Origin of the sequence: Photorhabdus heterorhabditis (assembly GCF_001280945.1) — a bacterium.
Classification (GTDB): domain Bacteria; phylum Pseudomonadota; class Gammaproteobacteria; order Enterobacterales; family Enterobacteriaceae; genus Photorhabdus; species Photorhabdus heterorhabditis.
On sequence record NZ_LJCS01000042.1, the window covers coordinates 16,507 to 40,289 of the forward strand.

General features: G+C 36.1%; 23 protein-coding genes. 12 read left to right on the forward strand and 11 right to left on the reverse strand.

All coding sequences use genetic code 11. The features are described 5' to 3' along the window. Positions 1–8: 8 nt before the first annotated feature. Both AM629_RS23505 and AM629_RS14205 read left to right on the forward strand, forming a co-directional pair. The gene (locus tag AM629_RS23505) at positions 9–887 is read left to right on the forward strand and encodes a hypothetical protein (protein ID WP_054479936.1); all 879 of its coding nucleotides are present in this window, start codon (positions 9–11) and stop codon (positions 885–887) included. Positions 888–1,251: 364 nt separating this feature from the next. Continuing rightward, positions 1,252–1,854 carry an AAA family ATPase gene (locus tag AM629_RS14205; RefSeq protein ID WP_054479938.1) on the forward strand — a complete coding sequence of 201 codons (603 nt, stop codon included), beginning with the start codon at positions 1,252–1,254 and terminating at the stop codon, positions 1,852–1,854. A gap of 82 nt (positions 1,855–1,936) precedes the next feature. On the opposite strand, the gene AM629_RS14210 is transcribed toward AM629_RS14205, so the two are convergent. The 5 genes from AM629_RS14210 to AM629_RS14230 all read right to left on the reverse strand — a co-directional run bounded on the left by AM629_RS14210 (position 1,937) and on the right by AM629_RS14230 (position 5,195). Continuing rightward, positions 1,937–2,659, reverse strand: coding sequence for an Imm52 family immunity protein (locus tag AM629_RS14210; RefSeq protein ID WP_054479939.1), 723 nt, complete (start codon positions 2,657–2,659; stop codon positions 1,937–1,939). Positions 2,660–2,719: 60 nt separating this feature from the next. Beyond that, positions 2,720–3,442 (reverse strand): Imm52 family immunity protein, encoded by a 723-nt coding sequence (locus AM629_RS14215; protein WP_054479940.1) that lies wholly within the window; start codon positions 3,440–3,442, stop codon positions 2,720–2,722. A gap of 60 nt (positions 3,443–3,502) precedes the next feature. Then, positions 3,503–4,225 (reverse strand): Imm52 family immunity protein, encoded by a 723-nt coding sequence (locus tag AM629_RS14220; protein ID WP_054479941.1) that lies wholly within the window; start codon positions 4,223–4,225, stop codon positions 3,503–3,505. A gap of 147 nt (positions 4,226–4,372) precedes the next feature. Continuing rightward, positions 4,373–4,846 (reverse strand): Tox-REase-5 domain-containing protein, encoded by a 474-nt coding sequence (locus AM629_RS14225; RefSeq protein WP_235525481.1) that lies wholly within the window; start codon positions 4,844–4,846, stop codon positions 4,373–4,375. Between the two features lies 1 nt (position 4,847). Further along, positions 4,848–5,195 (reverse strand): hypothetical protein, encoded by a 348-nt coding sequence (locus tag AM629_RS14230; RefSeq protein WP_054479942.1) that lies wholly within the window; start codon positions 5,193–5,195, stop codon positions 4,848–4,850. Between the two features lie 576 nt (positions 5,196–5,771). Here AM629_RS14230 and pyrG point away from each other — a divergent pair. Beyond that, positions 5,772–7,409: a glutamine hydrolyzing CTP synthase gene (pyrG, locus tag AM629_RS14235; RefSeq protein ID WP_054479943.1), complete on the forward strand. Its 1,638-nt coding sequence runs from the start codon at positions 5,772–5,774 to the stop codon at positions 7,407–7,409. Between the two features lie 72 nt (positions 7,410–7,481). Beyond that, complete coding sequence (gene eno, locus AM629_RS14240) at positions 7,482–8,783, forward strand: phosphopyruvate hydratase (RefSeq protein WP_054479944.1); 1,302 nt, start codon at positions 7,482–7,484, stop codon at positions 8,781–8,783. Positions 8,784–9,517: 734 nt separating this feature from the next. Here eno and AM629_RS14245 read toward each other — a convergent pair. After that, positions 9,518–10,240, reverse strand: coding sequence for a helix-turn-helix transcriptional regulator (locus tag AM629_RS14245; protein ID WP_054479945.1), 723 nt, complete (start codon positions 10,238–10,240; stop codon positions 9,518–9,520). Between the two features lie 288 nt (positions 10,241–10,528). Beyond that, complete coding sequence (locus AM629_RS14250; RefSeq protein ID WP_054479946.1) at positions 10,529–11,251, reverse strand: helix-turn-helix transcriptional regulator; 723 nt, start codon at positions 11,249–11,251, stop codon at positions 10,529–10,531. A gap of 359 nt (positions 11,252–11,610) precedes the next feature. Between AM629_RS14250 and AM629_RS14255 the strand changes: the two genes are divergently transcribed. From AM629_RS14255 to AM629_RS14275, 5 genes are all read left to right on the forward strand, one after another. After that, positions 11,611–12,996 carry a DASS family sodium-coupled anion symporter gene (locus tag AM629_RS14255; RefSeq protein ID WP_054479947.1) on the forward strand — a complete coding sequence of 462 codons (1,386 nt, stop codon included), beginning with the start codon at positions 11,611–11,613 and terminating at the stop codon, positions 12,994–12,996. A gap of 877 nt (positions 12,997–13,873) precedes the next feature. Beyond that, positions 13,874–14,914: a hypothetical protein gene (locus AM629_RS14260; protein WP_054479948.1), complete on the forward strand. Its 1,041-nt coding sequence runs from the start codon at positions 13,874–13,876 to the stop codon at positions 14,912–14,914. Positions 14,915–15,015: 101 nt separating this feature from the next. Next, complete coding sequence (locus AM629_RS24655; RefSeq protein ID WP_235525482.1) at positions 15,016–15,459, forward strand: hypothetical protein; 444 nt, start codon at positions 15,016–15,018, stop codon at positions 15,457–15,459. Continuing rightward, positions 15,452–16,123 (forward strand): dTMP kinase, encoded by a 672-nt coding sequence (locus AM629_RS14270; RefSeq protein ID WP_054479950.1) that lies wholly within the window; start codon positions 15,452–15,454, stop codon positions 16,121–16,123. Before AM629_RS24655 ends, AM629_RS14270 begins: the two co-directional genes overlap by 8 nt. A gap of 49 nt (positions 16,124–16,172) precedes the next feature. Next, on the forward strand, positions 16,173–17,354 hold the full coding sequence (locus tag AM629_RS14275) for an MFS transporter (RefSeq protein ID WP_235525483.1): 1,182 nt from the start codon (positions 16,173–16,175) through the stop codon (positions 17,352–17,354). A gap of 572 nt (positions 17,355–17,926) precedes the next feature. On the opposite strand, the gene AM629_RS14285 is transcribed toward AM629_RS14275, so the two are convergent. After that, the gene (locus AM629_RS14285) at positions 17,927–18,862 is read right to left on the reverse strand and encodes a 2OG-Fe(II) oxygenase family protein (RefSeq protein ID WP_054479953.1); all 936 of its coding nucleotides are present in this window, start codon (positions 18,860–18,862) and stop codon (positions 17,927–17,929) included. Between the two features lie 1,068 nt (positions 18,863–19,930). Beyond that, positions 19,931–20,776: a 2OG-Fe(II) oxygenase family protein gene (locus AM629_RS14290; RefSeq protein WP_235525484.1), complete on the reverse strand. Its 846-nt coding sequence runs from the start codon at positions 20,774–20,776 to the stop codon at positions 19,931–19,933. Positions 20,777–21,500: 724 nt separating this feature from the next. Between AM629_RS14290 and AM629_RS14295 the strand changes: the two genes are divergently transcribed. From AM629_RS14295 to AM629_RS24660, 3 genes are read left to right on the forward strand one after another with little or no spacing between them, the layout of a single operon-like run. Further along, positions 21,501–22,064 carry a DUF2975 domain-containing protein gene (locus AM629_RS14295; RefSeq protein ID WP_054479955.1) on the forward strand — a complete coding sequence of 188 codons (564 nt, stop codon included), beginning with the start codon at positions 21,501–21,503 and terminating at the stop codon, positions 22,062–22,064. Positions 22,065–22,073: 9 nt separating this feature from the next. After that, entirely contained in the window at positions 22,074–22,280 is a 207-nt protein-coding gene (locus AM629_RS14300) for a helix-turn-helix domain-containing protein (protein ID WP_054479956.1), read from the forward strand. Between the two features lie 60 nt (positions 22,281–22,340). Then, a complete protein-coding gene (locus AM629_RS24660) occupies positions 22,341–22,658 on the forward strand; it encodes a hypothetical protein (RefSeq protein WP_235525485.1) in 318 nt (105 codons plus the stop codon). 355 nt (positions 22,659–23,013) lie between these two features. Here the strand turns inward: AM629_RS24660 and dynB are convergent, their stop codons facing one another. Next, positions 23,014–23,193, reverse strand: coding sequence for a dynobactin A family peptide antibiotic (gene dynB / locus AM629_RS14310; RefSeq protein WP_054479957.1), 180 nt, complete (start codon positions 23,191–23,193; stop codon positions 23,014–23,016). A gap of 14 nt (positions 23,194–23,207) precedes the next feature. Continuing rightward, on the reverse strand, positions 23,208–23,654 hold the full coding sequence (locus AM629_RS22305) for an SPASM domain-containing protein (RefSeq protein WP_072161895.1): 447 nt from the start codon (positions 23,652–23,654) through the stop codon (positions 23,208–23,210). Positions 23,655–23,783 lie beyond the last annotated feature (129 nt).

Below are 23,783 nucleotides of genomic sequence, written 5' to 3' on the forward strand. Positions count from 1 at the left end.
AGGGTTGTATGAATTTAATAATAGCTGATGCATTGGAGTATAAAGGTAGGATAAAAAAATTTGCGTCCGGGAACAAGAATGTCATTATATTTCTTTGTTTCTTATTACTTCCGGCAAAAGCCAGTGGTGTAATTGAGTTCTTAATTTTCTTGTCTTCGAATATTGTTACTCCAGAGAACTACATCAAATCATTTTATTTCTCTTCCATATCCTTAATAATCTATGTGTTATTTTATTTGGTTAATATAAGGTTTTTTCCCACAGCGAGGAAAAATTCAATTGTTGTTTCTTTGGTAGATAAAAAAACATTGTTTCTTTGTAGTATCATTTTTTTCATTTATAGTGCTTTCCCGATGGTTATTTTCTTTTTTTTAGGTTTTTTTTCTGGAAATGCTAATTCTTTATATTATTTTTCATCTATGTTGTTTTTGATTGTTTCTTTTGCTGTCATTGGATTTTGCTTATTTGAGTTAAATTTATTATGTTTTCTTTTGGTTGCTGCATTCTTTATTTTCTCTGCATCATTGAGAAATGGAGTATTGTATAATTTTATTTTTACATTGGCTATTTTATTAATGGCGTTTAGATTATATTTAAATCCTGTGTTATTTCACTCAACCAATCAAAATAAAAAGTTGTTTTCATCAGGGTTATTTTTATCACCTTATATTGTAAACCTACGATATCATTTTCATAAAAATAAAACATCGTCATTTGTTATGTTATTATCTGTTCTGATTTTATATATATTATGTGAAAGTGCATTTTCTCAAATTCCAGCCAAGTCTGATTATATATTACTAACATATTTCAGTGTTGTTATCTATATACCCAATAGATTTCAAGTTGCAGTGCGGCGGCAAGAGAACGCATCCCCAGGAGCATAGATAACTATGTGACTGGGGTAAGTGAACACAGCCAACAAAGCAGCAGCTTGAAAGATGAAGGGTATATGCATGTTATTGTTTTATAATCTCTCATATATTGAAATAAATCGCCTTTCATATTTGTCTAATTTTTTGTCTATGCGAAAAATTTTACTTTATAATTATTTGGTTTCTTTGTTTTTATTTTCTGTTTTAAGTTCTTCTTTTTGTTTTTTTGTTGTTAAATCATTTCCTATTATTATGTTTATATCTTATGTTTTTCTTTCAGTTATTCTCTCATTTATTTCTTTACTGAGAACTCAGTATACGAAACTTATTATTCTTTGTATTATTGTCTCTTTTACATACTTTTTTGGGGTTATTTATGCTTGAAGTTGTTGGATTGGAAGTGGTTATTAATGATAAGACTATTCTTTCAGGAAGCAATTGTAATTTTCATGTGGGATTAAACCGTGTTGCTGGAGTTAATGGAGTGGGTAAAACGACTTTTCTTTCAAGTATTGCGGGTATGAATAAGGTTAAAAAAGGAATGGTTAACTTGATAAAAAAGGAGAAAAAATATCGATTTAGTTTACAGAAACATGGTTTTTACGTCTCTGATAATGTTGATTTTTATAACTTTATTACTGGAATGGATGTGATAAAGCTATGCAAACGTTATAGGAAAAATAATCTAAGACATCAATTAGATTACTATTTAAATGGTTTTGGCATATCTAAATATTCTGGTATTGAATATGGGCAAATGTCACTTGGCACAAAAAAGAAATTCTTATTGACCTCAGCCTTTATTACGGATGCTGATGTCTATATTTTTGATGAACCCACAAATGGCCTTGACTCAGATTCTATAACATTTTTAATAGAATTGATGATTTCTCTTGCAGAAGAGAAAATTGTTATTTTTAGCTCACATGATGATAGCTTTTTGCCGGGATTAAATTTCACTACCTATGAAATAAAATAATATAGCATGGGGAATAAAACATCCTGATTAGTAGGAATGTAGCGTTGCCAGAATGTAAAAACATAAAACAACGCAATTACCGTTAAACCTCAGTAATTAATGGCAGTAATCCCAAATTCAACAACTGAATTTCAATATCATTGGCTTTATCAATATCATCCTGATTTTCGCCGTCAAAAATGCCTTGTTTGGTGATAATTAATGTCCCCAATTGTTCTTTATCATTGGCAATAGGCAAGATTTCAGCGGCCATTGGTAATAATGCGGGATCTATAACAAAGGGTAAATAAATCATCCACCCAGCACTCAGCCTGTCGGGGAATACCTGATTTTGCTTCAAGGTATAACCGTTAGTTTCTACCATAATGTAGGGAGCATTACGGCTGAGAACTAAAAAGGTAATAAAATTAATCAGCCGTGAAAACTGAAAATCTTTTTCGTCAATATTGAGTCTTATTGTTATATTAGTTTGTCCTAACCTGTCACTACGATAGTTCTCATAAAATAGGGAACAGGAAAAATCGTCATCTTCACCATCCCAAATACTTTTTCCTATAAAAGGGAAATTTTCTTTGTAATTTTTTTCGAATACCTGAACTGCTTTTTTCGTTGGATGCTGTCCTTCAAAAACAGGATGCTCTAATGCTTCCTTACGAGTGTGTCCAGTCAAAAACCAGGTTTTATGACGGCCAAAAAAGTGATCGATTTGCTGAGTAATTCGATATAAATCAGTCAATACTATTTGGGGAGTCAACGGTTCTTTCCAGTCAAAATACAGTTCTATTTCCAGTGATAAAATAGCCATTTATTACCTCGCATTATTCAAATAAAGGGGTGTGAAATACCGCCCTGAGAAGGGCAGCGATTAAACCTCAGTAATTAATGGCAGTAATCCTAAATTCAACAACTGAATTTCAATATCATTGGCTTTATCAATATCATCCTGATTTTCGCCGTCAAAAATACCTTTTTTGGTGATAATTAATGTCCCCAATTGTTCTTTATCATTGGTAATAGGCAAGATTTCATCTGCCATTGGTAATAATGCGGGGTCTATAACAAAGGGTAAATAAATCATCCACCCTGCACTTAACCTGTCGGGGAATACCTGATTTTTCTTCAAGGTATAACCGTTAGTTTCTACCATAATGTAGGGAGCATTACGGCTGAGAACTAAAAAGGTAATAAAATTAATCAGCCGTGAAAACTGAAAATCTTTTTCGTCAATCTTAAGCTTTATTGTTAGCTTAATTTTCCCCAGTTTATCAATACGATAGTTCTCATAAAATAGGGAACAGGCAAGGTCATCAACTTCACCATCCCAGATTTGTTTTCCTATAAAAGGAAAATCTTCTTTGTAACTTTCTTCAAACACCTGAACCGCTTTTTCTGTCGGGTGGCCCCCTTCAAAAACAAGGTGTTCCAATGCTTCCTTACGAGTATGACCTGTCAAATACCAGTTTTTTTGACGCCCGAAGAGTTGGTCAATCTGTTGTGTTATCTTATACAAATCAGCCAGTGCCACTTGAGGAGTCAAAGATTCTTTCAGGTCAAAATACAACTTTATTTTTGTCGATAAAATAGCCATTTATTACCTCGCATTATCCAAATAAAGGGGTGTGAAATACCGCCCTGATAAGAGCAGCGATTAAACCTCAGTAATTAATGGCAGTAATCCCAAATTCAACAACTGAATTTCAATATCATTGGCTCTGTCAATATCGTCCTGATTTTCGCCGTCAAAAATGCCTTGTTTGGTGATAATTAATGTCCCCAATTGTTCTTTATCATTGGTAATAGGCAAGATTTCAGCGGCCATTGGTAATAATGCGGGGTCTATAACAAAGGGTAAATAAATCATCCACCCTGCACTTAACCTGTCGGGGAATACCTGATTTTGCTTCAAGGTATAACCGTTAGTTTCTACCATAATGTAGGGAGCATTACGGCTGAGAACTAAAAAGGTAATAAAATTAATCAGCCGTGAAAACTGAAAATCTTTTTCGTCAATATTAAGATCTATTCTTATTTTGGTTTGTCCTAACCTGTCACTACGGTAGTTTCTGTAGGATATAGAACAGGCAAGATCATCATTTTCACCATCCCAGATTTTCTGGACAATGAAAGGAGGTATTTCCTTATAATCATTCTCAAATGCCTCTATTACCTTTTTCGTTGCCCCTTGTTCATCAAAGGCTGTGTGTTCTAATGCCTGCTTACGGGAGTGTCCGGGAAGAAACCAAATCTTGTGATATCCAAAGAATAGATCAATCTGTTGCGTTATCTTATACAAATCAGTGAGTGCCATTTGTGGAGTCAACGATTCTTTCCAGTCAAAATACAGTTCTATTTCCAGTGATAAAATAGCCATTTATTACCTCGTCTATCCAATTAAAGGGGTGTGAAATACTTTAACGTTGGGATGCCCAGAGAATTCTTTCGAATAGTAAGTTGCACTCATAGGTTCCATAAAATGCCAGTGGGAGCGTGGAATGCTATTCAATGAAGTACATACTTCTTATTGTCTACTAGCTTGCTTTATCATGGATTTATCTCCCGTCCACCATCCTATTGGCTTTCCTTTCTTAAAAAACTGATCATATTTAGCTTTGGATTCCAGAAACAGGCATGCTTTTGGTCGCCAGCCATCAAAACTGACTCCCAGACATTCCCATACCTGTATGAGTTTTGCGTCCGGTTTGTAAACGGTTTTGGCTATCTGGAGTTGATAATCAAGGGTAACCTGTGAATATGAGCTGGTACTTTCCCAACTAGGACTCACTTTCTCAATAGCTGGGCAAGCCTTGCATTCTTCCCTTGTTGTACTGATCACATCCGTTCGGGCTTCCGCTTGCTCTTTTTCATCATCCTTGTCTTTTGTCATTTCCGTAACGCCGAGGCCAACACCAACGCCAACCAATATGCCCGTAAGGGCTGATGCTGCATATTCAGCCGCAGTCAGAGCGACCGGAACTACCAAAGGTAAAGGCATGTTAATTGCTCCTTTTCAGCAAGTTATCTATTATTCTCAAGATATCTTTGTATTGTTGTTCCGGGTTTTCCCCTGCTTCAAGGGCATTTTTGATTTCTGGTACACCATGGAAGTCACGATTAAATGCTGTTAAATAAAGGTATGATTTAATCAGCTTTTTATCTTTAAAGCCTAGGTCTTCGATTAAATACCGATAGGCTTCTTTAAGTCGCTTATGCAAATTTTTCTCATCCTCATGCGCAACCAAATCGGCATGTTCTGACAAAATGCATTGCCTGATTTTTTCAATATAAGTATTGTCCTCTATATCAATAATTTTATCGAATTGTTCCTGAGTCAGTATAATCATGGCATCACCCCTTAACTCATAAGCTACTATTACCTATACTGGGTCTTTTATCTGTGTGCAATTCAGCCGAAATGATTGCGACGGAAGCAATCATACTGTTTTTTAATCAATTAAAGCAATAAAATCATTCGACGTTGAGAAGTGCTAATAACGATTAGCTTCATGAAAAATGAAGTTTTTGTATGTACTCATGTCTACATTGGAAATACTGTGAAGGGGAAAATAATCTTATACCCAGTGAATTTCAAGATGGATCGCGACGGTAAGGGAGCGACTCCCCGGGAGCATATACCCAATAGATTTCAAGTTGCAGTGCGGCGGCAAGAGAACGCATCCCCAGGAGCATAGATAACTATGTGACTGGGGTAAGCGAACGCAGCCAACAAAGCAGCAGCTTGAAAGATGAAGGGTATAGATAACGATCTGACTGGGGTGAGTGCAGCCAACAAAGCAGCAACTTGAAAGATAACGGGTATATTTATGCGCAGATTATTTGTAGCGCATTTAAGGTTAGGGTATACTGCTTTCCCGTCCTGTTATATCCATCATCTTTAAACCTAAACTTTCAGGTTCAGCATGAAAACTAATTATATTTTTGTGACCGGCGGGGTCGTATCCTCTCTGGGTAAAGGCATTGCCGCAGCCTCTTTGGCCGCTATACTTGAAGCCCGTGGACTCAATGTCACTATTATGAAACTGGACCCGTACATCAACGTTGATCCGGGGACAATGAGCCCAATCCAGCATGGGGAAGTTTTCGTTACTGAAGACGGCGCTGAAACTGATCTCGATTTAGGTCACTATGAGCGTTTCATTCGCACCAAAATGACGCGTCGTAATAACTTCACTACTGGCCGAGTTTATTCCGAAGTTCTGCGTAAAGAGCGCCGTGGCGATTATTTGGGAGCGACCGTTCAGGTTATTCCTCACATCACCAATGAAATCAAAGATCGTATTATCAGTGGCGGTGAAGGTCATGATGTGGTATTGGTGGAAGTTGGTGGTACGGTCGGTGATATAGAATCCTTGCCATTTCTTGAAGCGATTCGTCAGATGGCGGTAGAAGTGGGTCGTGAACATACTTTATATTTGCACCTGACCCTTGTTCCTTATCTGGCAGCGGCTGGCGAAGTAAAAACCAAGCCAACTCAACATTCTGTAAAAGAGCTGCTTTCTATCGGTATTCAGCCAGATATTCTGATCTGCCGTTCAGATCGTGTCATTCCTGCTAACGAGCGTGCAAAAATTGCGCTTTTCTGTAATGTACCGGAGAAAGCCGTTATCTCTCTGAAAGACGTTGATTCCATTTATAAAATCCCAGGGCTATTGAAATCTCAAGGATTAGATGATTATATTTGTAAACGATTCAGCCTCGATTACCCGGAAGCAAATCTGTCTGAATGGGAGCAGGTCATTTACGAAGAAGCGAATTCTTCCGGTGAAGTGACTATCGGGATGGTTGGTAAATATGTTGAACTGCCTGATGCTTATAAGTCCGTGATTGAAGCGTTGAAGCACGGTGGATTAAAAAATCGTCTGACTGTTAACATCAAGCTGATTGATTCGCAGGATGTTGAAACCCGTGGTGTTGAATTACTAAAGGGTTTGGATGCGATTCTGGTTCCAGGTGGTTTCGGTGGTCGTGGTGTGGAAGGCAAAATCATGACAGCCCGTTATGCCCGTGAGAACAAAATTCCTTATTTGGGAATTTGTCTCGGAATGCAAGTCGCATTAATTGAGTTCTCACGCCATGTCGCAGGTATGGAAAAAGCCAGCTCAACAGAATTCGAACCTGATTGCCGATTCCCGGTTGTTGGCCTTATCACCGAATGGCGTGATGAGGATGGTAATTTAGAAGTGCGTAGCGAAGAGAGTGATCTCGGTGGAACGATGCGTGTGGGGGGGCAGCCATGTCACCTGACCAAAGATAGTTTGGTTCGTACCTTGTATGGTGCAGAGACTATCATTGAACGCCATCGTCATCGTTATGAGGTTAATAACTTGCTGCTGAAACGCATTGAAGATGCTGGTCTGAGGGTAGCCGGCCGTTCAGTAGACAATAAATTAGTGGAAATTATTGAGATACCCGACCATCCTTGGTTCGTGGCTTGTCAGTTCCACCCAGAATTTACTTCTACTCCTCGTGACGGCCATCCGTTGTTTGCCGGTTTTGTAAAAGCTGCCGGTAACTATCAGAAAAGCCAGCTCAAATAAGATGTGCAGTAAGTGGCGGTATCAGATGTTCTGCCACTTACTTGAAATATAACTTGTACTGAGGAAAACCTAATGTCCAAAATCGTTAAAGTGATCGCTCGTGAAATCATCGACTCCCGTGGTAATCCAACCGTAGAAGCAGAAGTACATCTGGAAGGGGGCTTTGTTGGTTTAGCGGCGGCACCATCTGGTGCATCTACCGGTTCCCGCGAAGCATTGGAACTGCGTGATGGTGACAAATCCCGTTTTATGGGTAAAGGTGTACTGAAAGCTGTTGATGCAGTAAATGGACTGATTGCACAGGCAGTTATCGGCCAGGATGCAAAAGATCAGGCTAACATCGACAGAATCATGATCGATCTGGACGGTACCGAAAACAAATCTAAATTCGGTGCTAACGCGATTCTGGCGGTTTCTCTGGCTAACGCAAAAGCGGCAGCTGCTGCGAAAGGGATGCCATTGTACGAACATATTGCTGAACTGAATGGTACTCCGGGTAAATTCTCTATGCCGTTGCCGATGATGAACATCATCAACGGTGGTGAGCATGCGGATAACAACGTTGATATCCAAGAATTCATGATTCAGCCGATTAGTGCAAAAACGCTGAAAGAAGCGGTTCGTATCGGTTCTGAAGTGTTCCACAACCTAGCTAAGGTCCTGAAAGCAAAAGGCATGAGTACTGCTGTGGGTGACGAAGGGGGTTATGCACCTAACCTGGAGTCTAATGCTGCTGCTCTGGCGGCCATCAAAGAAGCGGTAGAACAAGCAGGTTATGTTCTGGGCAAAGATATCACATTGGCTATGGATTGCGCAGCTTCTGAATTCTACAACTCAGCAACAGGTAACTATGAATTGAAAGGTGAAGGAAAAACTTTCACTTCTCAGGAATTTACGCATTATCTGGAAGATTTGACCAGAGAGTATCCAATCGTTTCCATCGAAGATGGCCTGAATGAATCTGACTGGGATGGTTTCGCTTACCAAACCAAAGTGTTGGGTGAAAAAATCCAGTTGGTTGGTGATGACTTATTCGTTACCAACACAAAGATCCTGAAAGAAGGCATCGAGAAAGGCATTGCTAACTCCATTTTGATCAAATTCAACCAGATTGGTTCTTTGACAGAAACTCTGGCTGCTATCAAAATGGCAAAAGAAGCGGGTTATACCGCAGTGATCTCTCACCGTTCCGGTGAAACAGAAGATGCTACTATTGCTGATCTGGCAGTAGGTACCGCTGCTGGTCAAATCAAAACAGGTTCTATGAGCCGTTCTGATCGCGTTGCTAAATACAACCAATTGATCCGTATTGAAGAAGCGCTGGGTAACCGTGCTCCTTTCAGGGGCCTGAAAGAAGTAAAAGGTCAGGCTTAATCGAATCGGTAATTAAGTATATACCCAATAGATTTCAATTTGCAGCGCGGCGGCAAGAGAACGCATCCCCAGGAGCATAGATAACGATGTGACTGGGGTGAGAAAGCAGCCAACAAAGCAGCAACTTGAAAGATGAAGGGTATAGGAGGGGTAAAACCCTCCTTAAATGCTTTAACAAATATTTTTTTAAGACGTTCGTTAACGTACTTAATGCGACTTCCAATATTTCCAGAAATAACTAAACTTTCTGAATATTCTAATATCTATAAAAGAGCATTGCTGAACAATTAAAGTTCATGTATGACCTTTTAGTCGTTTTTCCATTCGGAAAATATTTGGCTGTACTTAGCGGGGTTTAACGTCTTAGTACAGCTATTTTTTAGTATTCCGCATCAGTGCGGACTCAGGGAAAAAGCTGTAATAATATATACCCAATAAATTTCAAATTGCAGGGCGGAGGCAAGTGAACGCAGCCAACAAAGCAGCAGCTTGAAAGATGAAGGGTATATATCTAATCCATGAGCAATTCGACAGATTATTAAAGGCATGTCGAAGAGCTGGGTTTGAAATGGAAAGTTTAATAATGAAGTGATAAGAATCCCAAATGCCTTATTTATTAAGGTGAGAAAATCGCTGACATGAGGTGTACAGGTGCTTCTACGCTTCGGGACGTAGGAGGTTCTGCTTAGCCAGAACCCAGTAGCATATAGTGACGATAGTGATGTTGTGCATTGTTATACCAGAGGTATATAGGGATCAGGATTAATAAATCGGGTAGGCGCATAGTTATCATACCCTTTACCCCGGCAATATTCTTTTAACTGACTTAATGAGTTTATCCCTATTTTCTGATAAATAAATTGTAGCCTGCTTTGTACCGTTCTATATGAAATACCTAATTTTTTAGCTATATCTTTGGCGCTGAGTGATTGCAACGCAAAAAATACGATATCGAATTCTCTATCAGTAAATAAATCAGTTGGGTTGCCAAATGATAATGGGTCAGGATGCCTGTTGTTTTCAAAATGATACATGGAATAAATTTGAAGTTTTCTTCCGTGCGCTACAATCCCAATGCATTTTCCATCCTTCATTAGCGGTGTAACATCGACTAGAAACTGCTGGATTCTTTTCTCTTTTCCCCCATAGGTGAAGGTATCTAGTACTGGAATGGTTTTTTGATTAGTCATTACATATCTATCATTGGCTTGTATAATATCCTCAAACTCGGCCCACGGTGCTGGACATTCACCATCAAGCCTCCCTTCTATATTAAACCCCTTAGGCAGGCCGCTGTAATAAAACGCAACATCATTTGCATAGGCGAATCGAGATTCGTTGTCTTTTATAACCCAAAAATCGTTGCTGTTTTCCATATATGATATGAAGGCATCAAAACTTTTTGAATGAACATCCAGATCTTTGTTTACAGAAAAACTCATCGTGTTATCTTTCATAATTTCCACCCGTTATGATAAAATTATAAAACAATAATAACTTTCATATGAGAGTATCACTTTTACGACGCAATAGGTAATTATGTTTATGGACTTCAAACAATAATCTCTGGAAAAGCTATTTTTTTTAGGGTTAAAAAATTTCCCTAATTAATGCCAGATTTTAAAAGCGCGAATATAGCGAGATAAAATCTTCTATATAAAAGATAGGGTTAAATTAATGAGGGATAGGATTCTGCTAAAAACAGAATCCTAATGGCATAGTGAAGACAACGATGTTGTGCATTATTATGCCAGAGGTATATAGGGGTTAGGATTAATAAATCGGGTAGGCGCATAGTTATTATACCCCTTACCCCGGCAATATTCTTTTAACTGGCTTAATGAATTTATCCCTATTTTTTGATAAATTAATTGTAACCGACTTTGTACCGTTCTATATGAAATGCCTAATTTTCTAGCTATATCTTTGGCGCTGAGTGATTGCAACGCAAAAAATACGATATCGAACTCTCTATCAGTAAATAAATCAGTTGGTGTGCCAAGAGTTAATGAATCAGGATGTCTATTATTTTCAAAATGATACATGGAATAAATTTCTAGTTTTTTACCGTGACCAACAACCCCAATACATTTTCCATCCTTCATTAGCGGTGTGACATTGGCTAAAAATGGTTGGATTATTTTTTGCTTCCCGCCATAAGTTAAGGTGTTTAGTACCGGAATGGTTTTTAAACTAGTCATTACGTTTTTATCATTAGCTTGTATAATATCTGCAAACTCAGCCCACGGTGCTGGACATTCACTATCAAGCTTACCTTCTATGTTAAACCCCTTAGGCAGGCCACTGTAATAAAGCGTAGCATCATTAACATAGACGAATCGGGATTCGTTGTCTTTTATAACCCAAAGATCGTTGCTGTTTTCCATATATGATATGAAGGCATCAAAACTTTTTGAATGAACATCCAGATCCTTGTTTACAGAGAAACTCATACTTTTATCATTCATAATTTCACCCATCATATTAAACTGTTAACTATAATAATTTTTATGTGAGTTTATCACTTTTACGATTTAATAGGTAATTAGTAAAGGTAAAACGCATCGGATTTTGTACTCAGAAAACCTGCATAAAACGTAAATATTTCCTATACCTATAAAGATGTAATAATGTGATATAACAACAAAAATTTGTATGAAATAACATCTGTTATGATTTAATTGACCCCATTCCCACGCTTTAGATCTCAAAATTCAAAAAACTGCATTTTCTTCTTAGGGCAGACTCCTTATATTCACACGCCTTGTATTTTTTTAACAATTGTAGCAATGGTGGATCAGATATCACCGGCGCTAATGGAGTCACCATGGATGCTTCTGAATCTTTAACTCCAGCCATGAAGCCAAATTTTTCTAATAAAAAAGGCTTAATTATTCTGGCTGCGGATATTTTATTACTGTTTATCTTGCTCAATACTTTGCCGTTTGGTGAAAAAGCTAATGCGGGTTTGGCATTGATGGTATTTGTTGGTGTGCTGTGGCTGACTGAAGCTATTCACGTCACGATTACTGCGTTATGTATTCCAATTCTGGCTGTTGGCATGGGATTGATGAATACGGGAGATGCACTGAAATCTTTTGCTAATCCCATTATCTTTCTGTTTTTTGGTGGCTTTGCACTGGCAACGGCACTTCATATACAAGGACTAGATAGACTGATCGCCAACCGTCTGCTGATGATTGCTCGTGGGCGTTTGTCTGTAGCGGTGATGTTGTTGTTTGGTGTTACCGCTGGCCTTTCCATGTGGATCAGTAACACAGCGACAGCTGCCATGATGTTGCCATTAGTATTAGGGATTTTGTCTAATTTAGATACACGCTCTGAACGTCATACTTTTGTGTTTGTATTGCTGGGTGTTGCTTATAGTGCAAGTATTGGTGGTTTAGGTACGCTGGTCGGTAGCCCACCAAACGCGATTGCGGCGGCTCAACTGGGAATTGATTTTTTTAGTTGGATGAAATTTGGTGTTCCTCTGGTTGTGATTTTGATGCCAATGATGGTGGGTGTCATGTATCTAATGTTGCGCCCGAATTTGAATCATAAATTCGACATGAAGTTGGAGAAATTAGATTGGACTGGCAAGCGTTTGATGACCATGCTGATTTTTCTGTCTGCGGTGTTTTGCTGGATCTCTAGTACTGCGATTAGCTCCGCTCTGGGAGGGGTGAAAGATCTGGATACCATTATCGCTGTCAGTGCCGCTATTCTGATTGGTGTAACCGGTGTTGCGAGTTGGTCTCAGATTCAGAATAACACCGAGTGGGGCGTATTGATGTTGTTCGGTGGTGGCCTGACTTTAAGTGCCATTCTGAAAAACTCAGGTGCCAGTGAAATTATGGCGAATGGTATGGCTGCTACTTTCGGTGCAAGCCATTGGTTTGTGATCATTGTTGCGGTGGCTGCGTTTATTATCTTCCTGACTGAATTTACCAGTAATACAGCGAGTGCAGCTTTGTTGGTGCCAGTATTTGCAACAGTTGCGGAAGCATTGGGTATGCCGGTGGTGACGTTGACACTGATTATCGGCTTTGGAGCGTCTTGTGCTTTTATGCTGCCGGTTGCCACACCGCCTAATGCGATTGTTTTTGGCTCTGGTCATATCAAACAGACTGAAATGGTAAGAGTGGGGATAGTTTTGAATATTGCTTGTATCATTATCATTTCTCTATTTGCCTGGTTCTTCTGGCTGTAACTGAAAGTTTAATTAATGCTTTTCGGAACAAGATAACTCATAACGACCCCGCCCAATATGCTGGCGGGGAAAAAAGCCAGAGGAAAAAGATAACAGGTATATCTAAGGATTTGGTGAGCCCGAGAGGGATCGAGGTTCACCTGCCGATTTAACCTGACAGACACTGATATAAAGGTATCTGTCAGCTCAAATCTGCGTTATAACACCAATTTATTGTGCAGAAAATATCTACAAAGCGTCACTATCATTATCGTATACCCGCTCAAGTTCCGAGTAGCAAATGCTGTTGTTTCGACGCTTACTGTAAGAGGGGAAGCGTGGATGACAGCATGAATTCCGGTTACGCCAACGAAGAATACGGTGACCTGAAAGGATAATAAAAACGTGTATTTTGACCATCAAGAATTCTTTTAATAAATGACAGAATCTTACATGATGAACACCGCATTGAATACATGACCGAAAAAATAATAACAATAAATTCAGATGATTACGTCAAATTAACCTATTGGAAAGCATACCAAGCTTGATACACTTTTTATCGCAAAAAGCAATAAATAATTTAAGTTTTTTCAATGGGTTATATTTTTGGTTGTGATGTAATTCACAAACATTTAACTATTACATAACTGAAATAAAAAAAATTGTTATTATTACTATGCTGAATTAAATTTTGATTTGGTATATTTTTAAAAAAATCCTATAGGAGCATATAATGAATGTGATAACAGCACAGGCATTTAGGCCGATAACTGATGATGAAAAATTAAATTATGATAATGGTTTAATGAGTTCATCCCCTAATTAATAGAATAAGGAATAAAGGTATGTCATAACCTTTATTCCTTTATTTGTCCTTTCATTTATAAGGTAAAACATGGACATTATTAACGTAAAAAGGGAAATAACAGTAATAATAAATAAAAAATTTAATGATACTGATCTGTATACTTGTTACTTGTCAGGCTCAGTCATTGAAGGGTTTTCAACACCAAAATCTGATTATGATGTCTATGTTATATTGGAGGGAGAACGAGAAATAGAATGCGAAGAGATATTTATACCATCCGATATAGGAATGTTAGAAGTGACAATAATCTCTTTAAAAGAGATAAAAGAAATCATGAAGATAATCAACAATGGAAGCTCAAATTCCGATTGGTATAAATTACATTTATCTCATAGGATACTAACAGGGGAATCGATTATAAAATCAAATAATTTTAACAAGTTAAAAGGAGGTATAAATAAAACTAAATTATGTGAAATACTTAAGACCAAAGCAAAAAACTTTGGAGAAAAGTGTTTTTCCGATGGGATTGGGAATATTTTAAATAATGACCTGATATCAGCGGCATTCAACTTTGAACGAACAGTTAATTCAGCAATGGATTATATTTTGGCTTCGAGTGAAAATACATCCACTTTAATAAAGTGGCGCTATAAAAATGCAATGAAGGTATTTGGAAAAGACCATCCAATAACATCTATATACTTGATGGTTTGTTCGAAATTTAATGTAACCAATGATATTTCAACAATTGATTACATAAATTCAGTTGCTAAAATGTGGCAATTAACTTTAGACTATTGTCAAGGAAAAGATATTTTTAGTTACAATGTATCTTTTGCAAAAAAAAGAATAGCTAATACATCTGACATTTCATTATCAGATGAAGATAATAAACCAATAGTAAAAAATTTATGGTACAGAGTCTTGTACAAGGATGGGAAGTTAATACTTTTCGCAAAAAAAGCATTATGTGAAATTAATTTGGATGCATATAAAGTTTGGTTAGTAATAGATAATGAAAAAACAGAGTTTGAAGTTGTTTCAGAATTAAAAAAACTTGGAATAACTAATGCAAATGCTAATTTTTATATATCGGAATTCGAAAGACTAGGGGCATTAACATGAATATACCCAATAGATTTCAAATTGCAGCGCGGCGGCAAGAGAACGCAGCCAACAAAGCAGCAACTTGAAAGATGAAGGGTATAGTACATATGGGGAATGCCATGGAAAGAATAAAGATTATAAGTAAGCACCACTGCTGGAGAACATTAAAGGGAACTAAAACTAATAATATTCAAGAATATTTGAACCAAATAAACAATGGATGCCAATTACAAGAAACAATATTTCATCTACGCGATGCAGAAGAAATGTTAATGGACTTAAGTAATTTGTCATCACCCATATCAAGATTATCAAGTACTGAAATAATACAAGGAATGGGTTTTTTTTCAAAAAATGGCATAGTTCCAGCAATAGCGGTCTTTCATCCCGATCATGGTTCTGAATATCAAAATCACCCTAGACCTATTTTTGAAGATATTTATAAAACGTATGCTGAGATGCATAAATTATATCAAAAATATGGATTCAAACCATTTATTATCGGTAGTGGTAGAAATTCACTTGATACTGAAGCGTATTACGGGGAAAAAAGAAATGATTAAACGCGGTTTATTTATAGCTTTTGAAGGAAATGATGGTGCAGGTAAATCAACAATTTCACGCGAAGTTTATGATATTTTGTCTCTAGATTATAATAATATTGTTTTTTTAGATAAGAATTATCCTTTACTACCATCTGGGTATAGTATGTATCATATGGGAAAAATACGAGATGTCCTTTGGGATTATGATATTTCTGCTCCATTGGGTGAACTTGGTGACCGGCATTGGATTTTATTGATAGCATCATGGTTTGCTGTTTTAGATAGTTTAATTATTCAACCTTGTTTATTGCAAGGTAAAATTATTATATGTGATAGTTGGTATTATAAATATTTAGCAAGATTCTTACTGAAATCCACGGAATTAGCAAAATTAAGTAAGTCGGTTCTATCGATAAACACAAAACCAGACATGGTGATATATCTTGATGTTCCTCCAAATATTGCTGAAAAAAGGAAGAAAATATTAAAACCTAGTGAGTCTGGAAAGTTAGAGATAAATGAAAAATATGATTTTATAGAATATCAAAAACACGTTTTTAATCAATACCAGACATTTTATGATGACACTTGGAAAATTATTGATACTGATACCTTAACTAAAGATGCAGTAATTAAATTAATAGTGGATATTATTCAAGTGGAAATGCCAAAAAAAATTTAATTACTGTAATCTCTATATTTAATGAGGCTATTTTAGTTGGAGAAAAATGATGGATAGACAATTTTGCAAATTAATATTAGCCTCCTCAGGAAATTCTTTCACCTTGTATTTGGAGATGATAATATCATTCACATTAATCACATATCACTGGAACGGTGGAGCGATATACTCATCTTTATATACAATTTCATATGCTGTATCGTTACTATTTCTAACGCCCTATGTTTCGTCATTTGTAGATGAAAATATAAAACCCAAAAAGTACATTATTATCATTTCGTTACTTTGTGGTGTTATTACCACTTTTCAATACAATATTGATGACATTAATATATATATTCTTTATTCTTTTATTAAAAACATCCTTCGTTTATTTTTAGGACCTTCTAATTTTTTAATATTAAAAAACATATCAACCAAAAAGTTTGAAAAAAACTTTAGTTATTGGCAAGTTTTATTTCAAATATACAAAATGTTAGCCCCGTTATTTTTAGGTTTTATTCTTATCTACTACTCAACAAAACAGATTCTTATTTTAATATCAATGCTTTATTTTATTTCAGCAGTCTTATATGTTTTTGTTTCAGAACCTTTGATTGATGTTAACCGCAAAAAAAACAAAATATCGCTAATTAATTACTTTAATATAATGAAAGATAATAAAATATTGTTTTCATTTATTGTTATTTCCACTTTAACTTGTTTTGGCTATTTATCAGATAGCTTAATAGCTCTTAGCTTTATGGAGCAGGGATTCAATGGAAGCCATTATAGTTTTGCCATGTGTCTTTCTGGTGTTTCAGGTGTTTTAATTGGTTTGGTATTTGGAAAATATAAGATTAACATATCTTTAAATATTATGTTGTTTTCATTCTTTTTGTGGGGGTTGGGGTATCTTTTAATAGGAATAACAAATCAATTTAACGATTCGTTTCCTGATGAAATCAATTTATTTCTTATGTTTTTAGCAATGGTAATAATAGGAATAGGATCGTCTATGAATAATATTATTGTTACCATTTATATGCAGAAATTTGCAACTAATGATAACTCGGCTAAAATATTTGGTTTAACGTCAATTTCTGTTGGTTTTTCCATGTTTATTGGCCCTTTGATAGGTTCCACAATATCTTATTTTTTTTCCGCAAGCATTGTTTTCTTTGCAACATTTATAGGTATTTTTTCAACCATTATTGTGGTTATTTTAATAAATCGTAAATCCACGTCATGACACAGTTTTACTGAGGGTCAGTGAGTGGATATACAATAAAAGTGTATATCTAAGGAGGTAATATCATGCGAGTGGTAAGTGACATAGCTGTATGTGTCTAATATATATTGATTGGAGTTGTCCTAGATCAAATTATTTATCTAAGACAACCCATAATTTTATTTAAAAATTCTTTTAAGACTATTTAAATAATTAAATATTTTTCATGTTTATTAAGGGGGTACGTGGAAAAACCTGTTTGTACTATTCCTGTTCTCTAGGTTTTAGATAGAGAATAGTTTGTTGCAAACAGGTTATTCTGATTGCCAGAAGAAACCATCTTTTACTATATAATTAAATCTATTAATAACGTCGGAAGTTTGCTGTTTTATAGTTTGCTGGATTCCTATTTATATCTATCATTTATACCCTTCATCTTTCAAGCTGCTGCTTTGTTGGCTGCGTTCACTTACCCCAGTCACAGAGTTATCTATGCTCCTGGGGATGCGTTTTCTTGCCGCCGCGCTGCAACTTGAAATCTATTGGGTATATATTCAAACTGCAATATTTTAGATTTATTGTGCTGAAAATATTTATAAAACGCTATCATCATTATCGTATGCCCGATTAACTTCTTGGATGGCAAAGTCTTTGACGGATTGAACTTTGATCGGGCCTTTTGAACTATATTTGTAGATATCGCCAGCCTCATCATTATCTAAAAGCATCACATATGACATTCTATCACGCTGTCCATTTCGTTCTGTACGAACAACGCCATGTACATTAGCCCGAACTTTTGTCGTTAAGTCTCCTGTAAGCACTTCGATTGAACTACCAAAGTTAATGATCAGGTAACCAGGAACCGGATCGATTGCTAAAAGCTCATCATCTATATAAGCCAACAGCCCACGTTCAGTTGTTCTTAGGATAGTTATCCATCCTAGATCTCGATGAAATTTGGAGCCTCGGGTAGCTTTCTCTGAGCGGTAATGATTAAACCCAAACATCTGGTGTCCAAGTCCTTCGGAAAGACCACAAGTGACTAATTCCCAGTCACTACGGGGAATACCAACATGATTTAACACTGAGCGTAATATACATATACCTATGTGTGCCATTTGGCGACCAAGTTTTGCGACCTCGGATGGAATTAAGTCCCAGTGTTGTCGTTTGAGATAGAAATTTTCCCATTGATCATGTTTTCTATCGAAATAACCTTCGTAGCCGTTGGAAAAAGTACATGATTTGAATCCTGTATAGGGACGAAGTTCTCCTTCTGTGGCGGGTTCAAAGAAGTGGTATGCAAATCGATCACCGTGTTCAAAATCCATATATGATGGAACCTTCAGAAGGAAAAAACCATGTCGAATAGCCTGGTTAAAGCCATCATCATCAGTAAAAATAAGGTCGTCTCCTTCTAAATGGGAGCGTACTATGTTTGCTGATTTATAAGTTTTTGCAGCGATTATTTCAGATGGCATTGGTGGTAGTTTAATTGTAGATCGCATTGTTGATGAGGTTTTCATGGTTATGGTCCTATGATAATGTAGTAAAAGGAGTATTAATTTAGATGAAATTTGTAAATAATTTCTTCAATCTTCTTCTTTTGAAAATTGAGGAGTGGTTTTATTGGTGTCAAAATTCTATTTTTGTCATTTTGATAGAAATATTAAGCCTCCCATTTGGTCCAATTGTAGGTTAAAGAAATGAAATTACCTTCACTCGACATTGCCCGTTTTTTAGAAAAGAAATGATATATAATTATTTGTCATAGCTATAAGTGGCAATCTAGCCATATATGCATTTACATAATTAATATTTCTTATCTATGTGATTAATATATGGCATAGAAATAATTAAAATGCAAATTCCTACAATAAAAATACGATGTATTTTTTATTAAAGATTTATTTTTAATAAAAATCTTATAAATAATTTTGTTATGTTTTTGTAAATATGATAATTTATAGGTGAAATTTTCCCAGAATTGGAATTGGTTCTACTGTAATTATCGGCATTGAGGAGGATAATGAACGATCTGTTTAATATAATCTCTTGTTTAATAATGGTTATTTCATAGGCATATAAATTCAGACTCAGATTTTGAGTTTAAGCGTTGTAAGAGATTAATATAATTATCTCTTGCAGTAGAAAGTTTATAGAATTTTTATGATTAGAATGTTAATTGATTGAATACCTATTAATTAGAGGTTGTTTTTTCATAATTATTCTGTGTTGTAGGAATAATTTGTTTTTTTTCATTCTATTACGAATTGGATCTTGCTCACATATGCTGCTATTTCATCATTTGCTGATGATGGGTAACTTAAAGAGATGAATAGGCAATATTGTTAACAATATAATTTTATTAGAAAATTCTTTCAATCTTATAACGCTTTGTCATATTTATTCATGATATACGTATTCGCTGATATTTTTTACCAAAGTGAATGTTAATCAAAAGCACGTGGAAAAACCTGTTTACACTATTCCTATTTTCTCGGTTTCAGATTTTTAGATAGAGAAAAATTTGTTGTAAACAGGTTGCCAGAAAATAGTTTTAACATATTTGGTGCTTTCGTTAAGGAAGCAATCTACAAAGTATCATCATCATCATCGTATGCCCGGGTGACTTCCTGAGCAACAAATTCTTTGACAGATTGAACGCTGATTGGGCCTTTGGGACCATATTTGTAGATATTACCAGTCAGATTGCTGACTAAAGACGTTGTATATGACACTCTATCGCGTTGCCCGTTTCGTTCGGTACGAACAACGCCATGTATACTAGCCCGAACATTCTTGATTAAATTTTCTGTCAGCACTTCGATTGAACTACCAAAGTTAATAATTAGGTAGCCAGGAACTGGATCGATAGCCAAAAGCTCACCATCTATATAGGCCAAAAGACCCCGCTCAGTTGTTCTTAGGACTGTTACCCATCCTACATCTCGATGAAACTTGGAGCCACGGGTGGCTTTCTCTGATCGGTAGTGATTAAACCCCATATTCTGGTTTCCCAGCCCTTCTGAACAGCCGCCTGTGACTAATTCCCAATCACTGCGAGGAATGCCAACATAATTTAACACTGAGCGTAATATGCATATACCTACGTGTGCCATCTGGCGGCCAAGTGTTGCGACTTCGGTTGGAATGAGGTTCCAGTGTTTCCGCGTGATGCGGAAACTTTCCCATTGATCATGTTTTTTGTCGGAATAACCTTCGTAACTGTTAGAAAAAGTGCACGATTTGAATCCCGTATAAGGCCGAAGCTCCCCTTCTGTGGCGGGCTCAAAGAAATGGTATGCAAATCGCTCTCCGTATTCAAAATTCATATAGGATGGCGCTTCCAGGAGGAAAAAACCATGCCGAATGGCTCGTTCGAAGCCATCATTGTCAGTAAAAAGGAGTTCGTCCCCTTCCAGATGGGATCGTGCCATGTTGACCGATTTATAGGTTTTTAAGGCTATGCTTTCAGATGGCATTGGTGGTAGTTTCACTGGCGCTCGCATTGTTGAGGCGTTTTTCATCGTCGTATTCCTTAGGCGTAGTGATAGGATTTTTGTGTTATTCGTGAATATTTTCGATTCTTGGATTAGATTTGTTAGCCATTCATAATGGTATACAATCTTCCATTCTTATCAGTTCGAAATAAAAGAAGTTTGGAAATGGAATCTGATAAGTTGTATTCAACATAATGTATCTCCACTTTGTTTATCTTTGGGTTTGAAGAATTTTTTAAATATATTGCTCTTTGTCTATTATAGTGTATTAATCCGTTTATTCATTATACCCAGGTTTTAATAATTGTTTTTTATCGCTATTTTTATTAGCGGTAAATATGGTTGTTTTTATAGTTGTTATTAATAACACTGGCAATGTGAATTATTTAGTGAGTTGATATTTTGATAGCGGATGTATTTAGTCTTTATCCTAATAGGCGTTTATTCCAGATAATGAATCCACATACCCGTTGCCTATAAGAAAAAATTGTTCGTCCACTTTATCGGTTCATTTTTACTTTCCCAAAGATGCTTAAAAAACAATCTGTTACTTAATTGTCCTAATTCAAGGTGTGAAATTATTATCGTTTTACGATAAGAAAATGTTGTTTTGTGGTCATTTTTGGTTATAGTGTGAACATGTTTGGTGATGGGGGTAAGTATGACAGACTCTTCAAAATTGGATCGAGTGACTAACCTTAGCTTAGTGATATCTAAATTTTCTTTGTTAATCATCACGGTGGCTATTATAATTAACATTTTTAGTTGGTTGAAACCAGAATTGATCCTAGAGAAGTATGGACTTGGATTTTCTCTCACGGAGAGAATATTACCTAACTTTGATATGTACTCTTTCAGTTGGTGGCAGCTTATTGGTGGAATTCTCATAACAAGTATCCCGTTGTCATCATTAATATTTAGCTTGTGGGCTTTACATCAACTGTTTAGAAGTTATAGTCAAAGGGATTACTTTTCAAAGAAAACAGCAAGGTATTTAGGATTTGCTGGTTGGGGAGTGATTGGTTGGAGTGTGTTAGATATTCTATGTGAGCCTTTGCTAACGTTATGGTTAACGATGAATGAGTCGGCGGGAAATCATTTTATGTCGATAAGTCTAACCACCGGCCATTTTGTTGCTTTTTTTCTTTCAGCTTGTCTGGCTATAATTTCTCGTATTCTTTATCAAGCCTGTGATATATACGCTGAGAATCAGAGTATTATATAGGGGTACACTGTGTCAATTCATATTACTCTGGATGTCATGATGGCAAAGAGGAAGGTTAAATCTAAAGATCTCGCGTTATCAATAGGAATTACCGAACAGAATCTTTCGTTACTAAAAAAAGGAAAGATTAAGGGAATTAGATTTTCTACTTTAAATGCTATATGTCAATATTTGGAGTGTCAACCTGGAGATATACTGGAGTTTAAGAAAGATTAGTTGGTTAGTGTTAGTTAGTACTGTTAATTGTTAGATTAATTTAGTAAATAAGGAAAAGAGATGAAATTTCTATCATATGCTTTATTACTTGGTTTGGCTTACATTCCGTTTTCTTTTGCGGAAACATCAGTAAATAATGTTAATAATGAAATTCATGCAAATGAAAAAGGTGCCTTGAGTAAATGTACGGATTTACTGCCCAAAGGGCATTCATACACAATTAGTATTGCTGGAAAGTCAGATAAAAAAACGGCGAATGCAGATGGAAAATTTAAAGGAAAGTTTGATGTTTCCGATGAAACAAAAAAACCTTTAGATAAGAAAAGAAGTGAAGAGGTAAAACCTTTTATCCAATGTGTAATTGATACTGTACTGTGATCTAAGATTTGTTTAAAAATAAAGTGCCTGAGGTATTGAGTTTTTGCTAAGATGTGCTGTTTTAATCCTCAGGCACAGTTAATTTATACCTAATAGATTTCAAGATGCATCGCGACGGCAAAGGAGCGAATCCCCAGGAGCATAGATAATTATGTGACTGGGGTGAGTGAGTGCAGCCAACAAAGAGGCAACTTGAAAGATAACAGGTATATTTGATGCCAGTAATAATGAGCATGAATCATGCTGAAAATATGATGTCTAATTGGAATGGTTATATATATCTGAAGTGGCTATCTTTAAATAAATTCATAAAGAGCCTATTGTGCTTAATAGGCTCTTGTTATATTACCGGGAATTAAAATCTATATGAGTGTACATTGCTGTTCCATGAAGGAATAGTTGCTGATTGCACAAGCTTTTCAACTTTATTAGAACGAATAGGTTTTCCTTGTAGTGAATTTGATTTTTTTCCGACACAATCTATAAGCGCTTTGTTCCAGGTTTTATTTTGGCTAGCTTTGTTAAGCTTTTTCATTTCTATTCTCCTATTTACAATAAAGTTATTTCTATAGGATGGTGCTTATTGCTTATATATGATTCTATATAAGCAGGTGTCCCTCCTAATCCATCATCCATATGATTAGGATAGGGCTCTCTTGCCTTTATACCTTTAGTGGCAAGTTTCTTCTCAATATGTTCATATATTTTATATAAACTAGGGCAATAATAATCTCTCTCATGATAATTACCCGAAAAGAATTTATATGATCTTGCTTGACATCCGCCATGGCAAACATGTTGCCATTTGCATGCGTTACAGTATTTAGTTGGTTTTCTTGTCCGGTATTCTTTAGCAACGTCAGAATTCATTATTTCTAAAAGCGAGCTTTTATTGATATTGCCATATATAAGATTTGGATGACCTGATAAGCTGGCACAAGGGTAAATATCACCAAGGGGATCTGTGGAACAGTTTGCATTACCGCACTGTGACATCCCCAGGGCGCGAGCATACTTTTTTAACGCCTATTGAAAGTAGAGTAATGACATGATCTAATCACGCTTATTTCTCTTCAGATAGCTCAATGATGACTCTGATTGAACACCTCGCCGTTGTTAAAGAAA

Bases quoted from the DNA above. Each gene is read 5' to 3' on its own strand.
- AM629_RS23505 (WP_054479936.1), top strand. From the start codon at position 9: ATGAATTTAATAATAGCTGATGCATTGGAGTATAAAGGTAGGATAAAA.
- AM629_RS14205 (WP_054479938.1), top strand. From the start codon at position 1,252: ATGCTTGAAGTTGTTGGATTGGAAGTGGTTATTAATGATAAGACTATT.
- AM629_RS14210 (WP_054479939.1), bottom strand. From the start codon at position 2,659: ATGGCTATTTTATCACTGGAAATAGAACTGTATTTTGACTGGAAAGAA.
- AM629_RS14215 (WP_054479940.1), bottom strand. From the start codon at position 3,442: ATGGCTATTTTATCGACAAAAATAAAGTTGTATTTTGACCTGAAAGAA.
- AM629_RS14220 (WP_054479941.1), bottom strand. From the start codon at position 4,225: ATGGCTATTTTATCACTGGAAATAGAACTGTATTTTGACTGGAAAGAA.
- AM629_RS14225 (WP_235525481.1), bottom strand. From the start codon at position 4,846: ATGCCTTTACCTTTGGTAGTTCCGGTCGCTCTGACTGCGGCTGAATAT.
- AM629_RS14230 (WP_054479942.1), bottom strand. From the start codon at position 5,195: ATGATTATACTGACTCAGGAACAATTCGATAAAATTATTGATATAGAG.
- pyrG (WP_054479943.1), top strand. From the start codon at position 5,772: ATGAAAACTAATTATATTTTTGTGACCGGCGGGGTCGTATCCTCTCTG.
- eno (WP_054479944.1), top strand. From the start codon at position 7,482: ATGTCCAAAATCGTTAAAGTGATCGCTCGTGAAATCATCGACTCCCGT.
- AM629_RS14245 (WP_054479945.1), bottom strand. From the start codon at position 10,240: ATGAAAGATAACACGATGAGTTTTTCTGTAAACAAAGATCTGGATGTT.
- AM629_RS14250 (WP_054479946.1), bottom strand. From the start codon at position 11,251: ATGAATGATAAAAGTATGAGTTTCTCTGTAAACAAGGATCTGGATGTT.
- AM629_RS14255 (WP_054479947.1), top strand. From the start codon at position 11,611: ATGGATGCTTCTGAATCTTTAACTCCAGCCATGAAGCCAAATTTTTCT.
- AM629_RS14260 (WP_054479948.1), top strand. From the start codon at position 13,874: ATGGACATTATTAACGTAAAAAGGGAAATAACAGTAATAATAAATAAA.
- AM629_RS24655 (WP_235525482.1), top strand. From the start codon at position 15,016: ATGGAAAGAATAAAGATTATAAGTAAGCACCACTGCTGGAGAACATTA.
- AM629_RS14270 (WP_054479950.1), top strand. From the start codon at position 15,452: ATGATTAAACGCGGTTTATTTATAGCTTTTGAAGGAAATGATGGTGCA.
- AM629_RS14275 (WP_235525483.1), top strand. From the start codon at position 16,173: ATGGATAGACAATTTTGCAAATTAATATTAGCCTCCTCAGGAAATTCT.
- AM629_RS14285 (WP_054479953.1), bottom strand. From the start codon at position 18,862: ATGAAAACCTCATCAACAATGCGATCTACAATTAAACTACCACCAATG.
- AM629_RS14290 (WP_235525484.1), bottom strand. From the start codon at position 20,776: ATGGCACGATCCCATCTGGAAGGGGACGAACTCCTTTTTACTGACAAT.
- AM629_RS14295 (WP_054479955.1), top strand. From the start codon at position 21,501: ATGACAGACTCTTCAAAATTGGATCGAGTGACTAACCTTAGCTTAGTG.
- AM629_RS24660 (WP_235525485.1), top strand. From the start codon at position 22,341: ATGAAATTTCTATCATATGCTTTATTACTTGGTTTGGCTTACATTCCG.
- dynB (WP_054479957.1), bottom strand. From the start codon at position 23,193: ATGAAAAAGCTTAACAAAGCTAGCCAAAATAAAACCTGGAACAAAGCG.
- AM629_RS22305 (WP_072161895.1), bottom strand. From the start codon at position 23,654: ATGTCACAGTGCGGTAATGCAAACTGTTCCACAGATCCCCTTGGTGAT.